Annotated in this window: 6 protein-coding genes; 2 read left to right on the top strand and 4 right to left on the bottom strand. The window is 61.4% G+C overall.

The annotated features are described in order from the left end of the window. Positions 1-2,061, top strand: a 2,061-nt coding sequence (locus PLJ71_21430; protein ID HQM51252.1) for a hypothetical protein, incomplete at its 5' end; no start/stop codon positions are given. Here the strand turns inward: PLJ71_21430 and PLJ71_21425 are convergent. Both PLJ71_21425 and PLJ71_21420 read right to left on the bottom strand, forming a co-directional pair. Then, entirely contained in the window at positions 2,062-2,907 is an 846-nt protein-coding gene (locus tag PLJ71_21425) for a hypothetical protein (protein HQM51251.1), read from the bottom strand. 37 nt (positions 2,908-2,944) lie between these two features. Next, a complete protein-coding gene (locus PLJ71_21420; GenBank protein ID HQM51250.1) occupies positions 2,945-3,973 on the bottom strand; it encodes a sialidase family protein in 1,029 nt (342 codons plus the stop codon). 304 nt (positions 3,974-4,277) lie between these two features. On the opposite strand from PLJ71_21420, the gene PLJ71_21415 reads away from it, so the two are divergent. Beyond that, on the top strand, positions 4,278-5,285 hold the full coding sequence (locus PLJ71_21415) for a galactose oxidase (GenBank protein HQM51249.1): 1,008 nt from the start codon (positions 4,278-4,280) through the stop codon (positions 5,283-5,285). 33 nt (positions 5,286-5,318) lie between these two features. Here the strand turns inward: PLJ71_21415 and PLJ71_21410 are convergent, their stop codons facing one another. Together PLJ71_21410 and PLJ71_21405 are read right to left on the bottom strand one after the other, a co-directional pair. Continuing rightward, positions 5,319-6,050, bottom strand: a complete 732-nt coding sequence (locus tag PLJ71_21410; GenBank protein ID HQM51248.1) for a DUF1080 domain-containing protein — start codon at positions 6,048-6,050, stop codon at positions 5,319-5,321. Between the two features lie 107 nt (positions 6,051-6,157). Beyond that, a partial coding sequence (locus tag PLJ71_21405) for a DUF4861 family protein (protein ID HQM51247.1) occupies positions 6,158-8,590 on the bottom strand: 2,433 nt, incomplete at its 5' end.

Raw genomic sequence — 8,590 nt, 5'->3', positions numbered from 1 at the left:
CTCAAAGTTGGCATCAAGACCCTTGACGGCACACCGGCCGGCGAACTCACCCAGAGCATCACACTTGACGAAAACGGCAACGCGGATGCCATCTGCGAAGTGCCGCTGACCGAGTTCCGGTTGTGGACGCCCGAGACTCCGAACCTCTACCTGGCCGACGTGACGCTGGTCTCCGGAGATGCCCCCGTGCATGGCTGGACCGAACGATTCGGCCTGAGAAAGCTCGAGGTGCGCGGCGACCGGTTTTATCTTAACGGGAACCCCTATCTCTTACGAGGGTTCGGTGACGACTATATCTACCCGATGACGCTGATATCGCCGCCCGACCGGGAGGAGCACCGCAAACACTTGGCAATTGCCCACGAAGCCGGCTTCAACTATGTCAGGCACCATACCCACTGCGAGATACCGGAATTCTTCGAAGCCGCAGACGAAACCGGCATCCTGATCCAACCCGAATTACCCTATTACCACGACATCACCACGGAGGGGTTTGAATTCGACCCGCTGCGAGACATCCAGGAGCTATACAGGCATTACCGGCGCTACGTATCGTTCGCGTCGTACTCGACGGGAAACGAGGGGCATCTCGGCAGTCCCCTCGACAAGGAAATCTATCAATGGGCCAAGAGCACGGATCCCGACCGCATTTTCCAGCACCAGGATGGCGGCTGCAACACCGCCGAGAACGCGGACTATTTTTCGCCCAACGGTTACGGGCTCGCCTCGTCGATCGTTCCATGGGAACCGGGCACGTTTGATGTCCTGGACGTTCCATTCATTGCTCACGAGTACTTGAACCTCGGGATCAAGTTGGACCCGCGGCTCGCGCCGAGGTTCACTGGTGCGATCCCCGCGCCGCGAAGCCTTGAGGCTTACGAGGAATCCCTGCATGCGGCGGGGCTCGAGCGGGCCTGGGGCGATGCCTGTCTCAATGCGGCTCACGCGCTGCAGGGGTACTACCAGAAACAGGGCATCGAGCAGGCAAGGCTCGACCCCGCTTGCGATGGCTATTCGTATTGGACAATCGTTGACGTGATGGTGCCGCAGGAGGGCACGTATACCGGTCAGGGCTACCTGAACGCCTTCTGGGAACCGAAACAGGGCGGATGGCTCCCCGGCCAATTCCGCCAGTTCAACGGCCCCACGGTTATTCTCGCGAATGTCGAACCGGACAGTTGTATCGCTGTCTCGGGCGATGCGTGCAAGGCCACGTTCCGGATTTCCCACTTCGATGCTGCCCCGCTGACACAGACACCGCTGCTGTGGTCGCTCGAAGCCGGAGAACGGACGCTGGCCTCCGGTTCGGTCACGGCCTTCAATGCCCCGCCAGGCACTACGTGCGAAGTGGGCACTTGCGAGTTCACCGTTCCCGAACTCGAGAAGCCCGTGCATGCAAAGCTCCGAGCCACACTCGGCGGCACTGCTGTTGCCAACGTCTGGGATCTGTGGTTCTTTCCGAAGCGGGCAGAACGGCGAGGCGAAGGAATCGCGGTGACGGAAGACCTCTACGACATCGTTTCGGCGCGATATCCGGGAATCGCAAAGGCCGGAACACCCGAGGCAAACGCCGCCCGGCTTGTGATTGGGTCGTGGGACCATCCCGCGTTCGTCGAATCTGTTGCCAAGGGGATCAGAGGGTTGATGATAGGCCCGGCTGACGGCGAGCCAAACGTCCGATTGGGTTGGTGGTGGCTCGGCGATCAGCTGGGAACCGCCTTCGCTGCTCATCCCGTGTTCGGGGATTTTCCTCATGACGGAACGCTGTCGCCCCTCTGGTTCCGCCTTATCAAGAAGGGCCTCCCCCTGCCGCTCGACCCGAAATATGGCGAGTTCACGTATTTCGCCGTCGGAGAGGGCCAGAAACAGTATTTCGCCTACGTCTGTCAGAGCAAAGACCAGAACGGCGGGCGAATGCTGATTACCCGGGGTGTGGATCTCCTTGCCGGCACACCCGAGGGCGCGTACCTGTTGGATGCCATGATAGACTACGTTTCGAGCGGCGCATTTGTCGAGGATTCGCCCGCGACAACGAACGCCAACCAGAGTTCAAATCCGTAATTACAGTTTCCCGAGCGCGAACACGGTGTTCCTGGCCGGCAGGCTGAACGGGTTCGAGAAGTGGTAGATCTGCGCCTTTTCTTCGCCGTCGACTACCACGGGCGTGGGCTGTTCGACAACGAAATCCGCGAAATCAGGCGCGTTGAACGCTATGAACGCGAGGTTGAGGCAGTCGATGGGCTGCTCGTATCGCTTCGAGAGATCCGGGTAGGCGATAGGACCGGTGTCCACCTGGTAGACTTGCTTGTCGATACTGATGTTCATGGTCTTGGTGGGACACTCGATGATGGCGCGGAGGCCGGTTTCGTCGTTCCAGAGTGTCGTTTGCGTCACGATGGGGATGGCCGCGGCCGTCACGTCGCGGATTTCCTCCCACGTGCGGAGAACCGATACGGTGGGCGCTTCACGCAGCCGCAACGAGGGCACGCCCCACATCTCTTCCACGGTCTTGACTAGGCGGTACCGGTCGCTCAGGTGCGCGGGACGCCGGAAGACCAAACAGAACCCTCCGCCGAAGACCGGGAGGAAATCATAGTTGTCCTGGCTGAACAGGTCTTTTTCGGCAAAGGTGTGCTCGCTCTTGCACGACGCGCACTGGTAGTAATCGACCCAGGTATCCGCCGCATCGTCGATAATGCGGGTACGGCTTTCGACCCAGAACCGGACGGAGTTTGCCGGAGCCGGATTGCAGATAAAGGAAAGCCCGTAATCCAGGGGCGGCATCGCAAATGCGGGACTTGGCTCCTCCGATGAGGGTTCGGTTTCCGCCGCGTGCAAAATCCCCGTCCGAAGAGTTACGGCTCCTGCGGCCGCCGCCAGGATTGCTTCACGCCGTGTCGTTTTCATGGCTGTTTCCTTTGCAGGTACTTGCTGCCGCCGTGCGTCACTCGTAAAACCACGCTGCGGGAAGAATCTTGAATTGCAGCGAGAGTCCGCCCGTGTAATTAAAATAGGTCAAATAAGCCTGGTCGTTGATCCACGTAACCGCGGGATACGCCCAGGCGTCGCCGGGTCCCTCCTCGATGTTGCGGAAACCTTCCCAGGTCTTCGCCTCATCCTTCGAGACGGCCGCGGTGAGCGGATTCCGGCTCGACGCCCCGGGGTTGTGATTCCAGATCGCCAGAAGATGGCCCGTCGTGGGAATGCGGCTGACCGAGACCGGCGCGGCCGTGCCGGCCAGCGCGGTCGGCTCAGGACTGCTCCAGGTCTCGCCGCCGTCGCTCGAAAAGCTCTGGTACTGTCCGCCCAGCTGGGTCCGCATAAGCATCAAGACGCGGTCGTCCTTGAGCTCGATGCACGCGGGCTCCCAGCAGCCATCGCCGGGTTTTACCCGTTGCGAGGCGCGCCACGTCTCGCCGTCATCGTCCGAAAGGTAGCAGTAACTATCGCCGCCCTCCCAGGCTTCCAGGAGTATCCGGCCCGACGCGAGCCGGATGGAACGGCCATTGGTGAGCCCCGTGTACTTGGCTTCGGGGCTGAGCTGTTTGGGATTCACCCACGTCTTGCCCTCGTCAGCAGAACTGCGCATCATCACGCGGCAGTCGGTGCTCTCGGTGTTCTTCTGACAATAGAACAAGGCGATGCGGTCGTCGCGGAGGCGAAGGAAGTTCACTTCCATGACGTTGCAGCCGCCGTCATTCTCAACGAGCGTGAATTTTTCGCCCCACGAGCGGCCCCCGTCCGTCGATAGCTTGCCCGAGATGCGCGCCGGGCCGTGATCGGCCCCGCTTCCCGCGTAGAACTCGGTCCACCCCAACAAGAGCGAACCGTCTTTGAGAGGAATGATATCCGCTTCGCTGTTACGCGGATTCTGCGGACCGACAGGGGCTACAACAAGGTGAAAAGGGCTTTCATCGGCAGCCGTAACCATCGACCCAAGAGCGACAATCATACACACCAAGGATGATCCCATGCTCCTGTCTCCTGCGCTTTGAGAATGCCAAACCCCGTTCTTTGGCGCCAAGTTACATCACTATGCCCGGCTGCCTGAATGCAGTCAAGTCACTCCGCGGCCCATGAATGAAAACAGGGCCTTACCGAGCGCGCCACGGCACGAGCAATACCTCCTGCGTTGCCCACAAGCTAACCGGCATCGCCTCCATCAAGCAGAATTGACGCAATTGGCTGAGGCGGCTAGAATCGCAACGAGTCTGACAACGCGGGCAGGACGGGCCCCGCCCGTGCCGTCTCAAGAGCGGAAGATTAGGGGTGCTGCCATGAAGATCCTCCTTGTAGCCTTGATTGCCTCCCTGTTCGGAGTCACGGCGTCCGCACAAAAACAGGCGCCCGACTGGGTCCGCGTGACCGAGTCCGCCGAATGGACGCCGCGGGACTCGGCCGGCGAAGTGGCTTACAACGGCCGCTTATGGCTGTTCGGGGGCTGGTTTCAATCCTATGAAGCGCCCCCGCGCGACGTCTGGAGTTCCCCCGACGGCAAGACCTGGACGCGCGTGCTCGACGCTGCCCCGTGGATTCATAGCGATCTCCCGATGACCATCGCCTTCAACGACAAAATGTGGATCATGGGCGGATGGTACAACGGACGCCTGCCCGGCCATTCCGCATCGAACCAGGTGTGGTGGTCGGCCGATGGCGCCGCTTGGCAACAGGCTACGCCCAACGCTGGATGGTCGCCCCGGCTCGCCGCGGCTCTGGTCGAGTTCAAGGGCAAGATGTGGCTGTTGGGAGGTACCGAGAACTACTACTTCGGCGACGCGTCGAGCCTGAAAAACGATGTCTGGTGCTCCGCGGACGGCGTGCAGTGGGAACAGGTCACCGCCAACGCGGGGTGGCCGCCGCGAGGCTACCATCAGGCTGCTGTGCTCGACGGCAAGATGTACGTGTTCGGCGGCGGCAACTACGTCCCGGAATATGCCGCGCTGAACGACGTCTGGGTCACTGAAGACGGCAAAACATGGACCTGCGCCACCGAGGCCGCGCCATGGCATCCCAGGCTATGGTTCTCGTCGGCCGTGTACCGCGACCGGATGTGGGTCATCGGGGGGTGGTCAAACAACCCCTCAACGAACTGGGCTGACGCATGGCATTCCAAGGACGGCAAGACCTGGGCGAAGCTGGAATCCAGCGTCATGTGGCGCGAACGCCATGAACACTCGGTTTTCGTGCTCGATGACAAGCTCTGGGTGGCGGGAGGCATGATACCGCCTCTCAACAACGAAGTCTGGTCGCTCTACATCCCGCCGGACTGGTTTGCGGGCGAATAGCGAAGACTCTTCTGGCCCGGCCGCGCCGCTCGGCTACGGTTCCACGACGGGCGCGGTCTGCTCGGGGGTAATGACACCCGGCGGCAACTCGAGAATACGGATGTTGCGGAAGTGAATCTCCGAGCCCTCGGACTCCAGGCAGAGATAGCCTTTCTTCACCGATGACCCGCTGATGCCGTTGACGAACTTGCCGTTCACCGCTAGTTTGATGACCCCGTCCACGCAGATCACGTCATAGACGTTCCATTCGCCTTTGCCTTTGCAGCGGTTTTCGATGGATTTGCTGCGGCTGCCGCGCGGGTTATCGGGAACCGTCGTTGCTCCGTTTGCCCCAAACAATTCTCCGTGCACGTAGGCAATAGGAGGCAGCTCGCCGTTCGCGCCCTTGTTCTGGTTGACCCAGTCGAGTTCGAGCATCTGCACCTCAACGCCCTTGGGCAACTGGCTGCCCTCGGGGACCGTTCCCTCGCACCACACGAACACGCCCGAGTTTCCGCCCGCCTGCATGTGGCGCCATTCGATGTGCAGAATGAAGTTCTCGTACTGTTTCTCGCTGCGCATGACCCCAATCGGGTTTCCGCTGCACACCAGCAACCCGTCGCGCACTGACCAGGTCTCGTTGCTGGTGTTCACATCGACCCATCCCGAGAGGTCCTTGCCGTTGAAGAGCTCGACAAACTGCGGGCTCCCGGCGTCCTGGGCCGCCGCCTGGCCCGCCAGAATCACAAGAGAAGCTGCTGTCAGCAGGATTGTATGGTGTTTCATCGTTTTCCCCTTTGCAATCAGTTTCTAACGAATGTTTTCGCGTCAGGACCGCACGCTCATACTATCGCATACGGGTCCGCATAGTCGATCGTGTTGCCGGGAATGAGCTACCGCAACTTCGCGTTGAGGGCCGTTCGCCGGAGGTCGTCCATCCAGTTGCGGAGCACCGGCGAGCGCGGGAAGGTCCGTCCACGCAACCAATCGCCCTGGATGTGGTACCGCAAGGGCACGCCTGCCTTCGCGGCCAGAATCACCTCATGCTCGGCTTCGGAATCCATCGCCCTCACGAACAGCTTTGGCGGGAAGACTACTCCGAGTCCGATCCACCCGATATCGGTCCCCTGTACGCCCCAACTGCCCATTACGCCCGCTGCGGTATCTATCGCAAAGGTTTCTTGAGCCATCCGCGTGATGCCAATGCCGAGCTCGATGGGAACATCCGCTGGCCCGCCATCCACCACGACTTCGATGGGCGAGTCGGGCCGGTCCGCCAGGGCGGAGCAGGTGAACCGGACCGTATAGGGTGCCTCCTGAGGGCCCACATTCTCGGCCGTCACCTCGACCGTGACCGAGGCGTCATCCATACTGATAAAACGTTTCGACCAGACAATTGCGCCCTTGCCCTCGGGGCTGTACACGGGATACGCCTGGCCGCTGGCGTAGAGGGTGACTGCTCCGAGCCCGCCGGTCTGGTTCACGTGCAGCGCGTCCATGCCCCACGGCTGTTCCGCGTGATAGCTCGCGCCATTCCCGAACGCCGGCATTACCAGCGCCCGTTGCTGTTTACCGAAGAAATCGAACTGGCCCCAATACACCCGGTACCCCGCCAGCTCCGATTCCCAGCCGATATTCGGCGGCACCCAGTCCTGCGCCCAAGCCACTTTGGGCCGGGCAAATGCCGCCAGTCTGGACGCCCGCCACTCTCCAAAATCCGGAGCGGCAGTCGTGATGGTAAAGGTCTTTTCGACCAGTCCGCGCATCCCCTCGAGGTCTCCCGCTCCGCGCATAGCGTTGAACCTTTCCCAGAACCCGGGGTCGTCGTGCGCTCTCTTCAGCGCCAGAATCAGCCGATCTTTGACAATATCCAGGTAGAACCGAAGCGATTCGTTGCTTTGGAGGTAGTCCTCCCGGAATTCCTCGCGGATCGCCTCGGCGGCGAAGTCCGAATCCACCAGTGCCCAGACAGGGTCGCCGCCGCTGCCGCCTTTCGCAACAAGAGCCTCGCGAAGGCGTGAGGCGAGCACAAAAAGCTGCCCCGGCGCCGTTTCGAGGACGGGTATCATCATCGCTTGAACCTGGCCCCAATCGTACGCTACGTCCGTGCACTCCGCCGTGGATGTCCACCGGTCATCAGCGGTCCCGTCGCCGTCCGCATCCAGTTCCCACACATCGATCCGGCCATCGCCATCCGAATCGGTGTAGGTGTAGCGCATGTCCGCCGTGCCGTCGTGATTCGGATCTGCCGCGAGCCAAATCGTTTCTGCCCCCAACAGGTGGAGGCGCTGGTCCACGGGCGCGTAATAAAGCCGGATGAGACCCGGACTCCCTGCCAATTCGAAGCGGTTGTTGAACGGTCCCGAACTCGGGCCTCCCACCTGCGGAAAAGCCTCGTTGCCCTTGGCGATAACGCCCTCCCATCGTTCCATAGTATCCGCGGCGCCGTCGCGATCCACGTTACGGTCGATCTCGTCCCACGTGAGCATACGCTTGTCCCACCGGGTCTCGATGGCGAACCCCGGCACCGTGTGATAGGCGAGAAACGGTCCGGTGGGGACCCCGCGAAGCACGCGCCGGGTCGCGTATCGAAGATCAAAGCCTTGTCCCTCGCCCGCGTGCGCGGTAACCGACACGTCGAAGTCCCGGGGCTGGTCCCATGTGGCGTCGTTGTCCGCATCGAAACTGTAGCGAAGGTTCTTGACGACGTTGCCCGTGCCCTCGATGCGGATGACTTCCTCGGTCACTCCATCGTGGTCGTGGTCGTAGAAGGTAAAGGGATTCTCCCATTGCGGCACCCACTCGGGGCTGCCCGGCTCGAGGACGAAGGCGCAGAAGAGCTCGTCGCCGCCGAAATGGGTGCGCCCCTGGCAAAGCCGCTGGTCGTACGTGTAAGCGGCGTCGTACCACAGAAGGTTGTCGTCGCCCACATCTTCGCCATACCAGCACATCACGCTCTCGCCGCGCGGGAAATAGAACGCCATCTCGCTGACTTCGTTAGCGCCCGTCCGGTCCGTGTAGTCGCATACGACATTGACTGTGCCGTCCGCGTTCCAATCGGCCAGATAAAGATCGCTGTCGTAATCGGGTTCGTCTCCGGCCTCGAGATCGCCGTCTTCGTCAATCACACGGACCAGAACCGGCCGCCTGCCCTCGGGATGCCGGGTGTCCGTATCGATGAACCAGACTTCCTCCGGGCGTCCGTCCCCGTCGTGGTCGACGTAGTGCCGTTTGCCCGGCTCTCCTTCCCGAACCTGGCGGTGAATATCCGGGTCCAATCGTATCGCGCCGCCAAAGAGCCGTTCGAAAAGCTCCGCCGGTTCGGC

This window comes from Candidatus Hydrogenedentota bacterium (genome assembly GCA_035416745.1).
Taxonomy (GTDB): domain Bacteria; phylum Hydrogenedentota; class Hydrogenedentia; order Hydrogenedentales; family SLHB01; genus UBA2224.
This window is presented reverse-complemented; position numbering and strand designations above follow the sequence as displayed.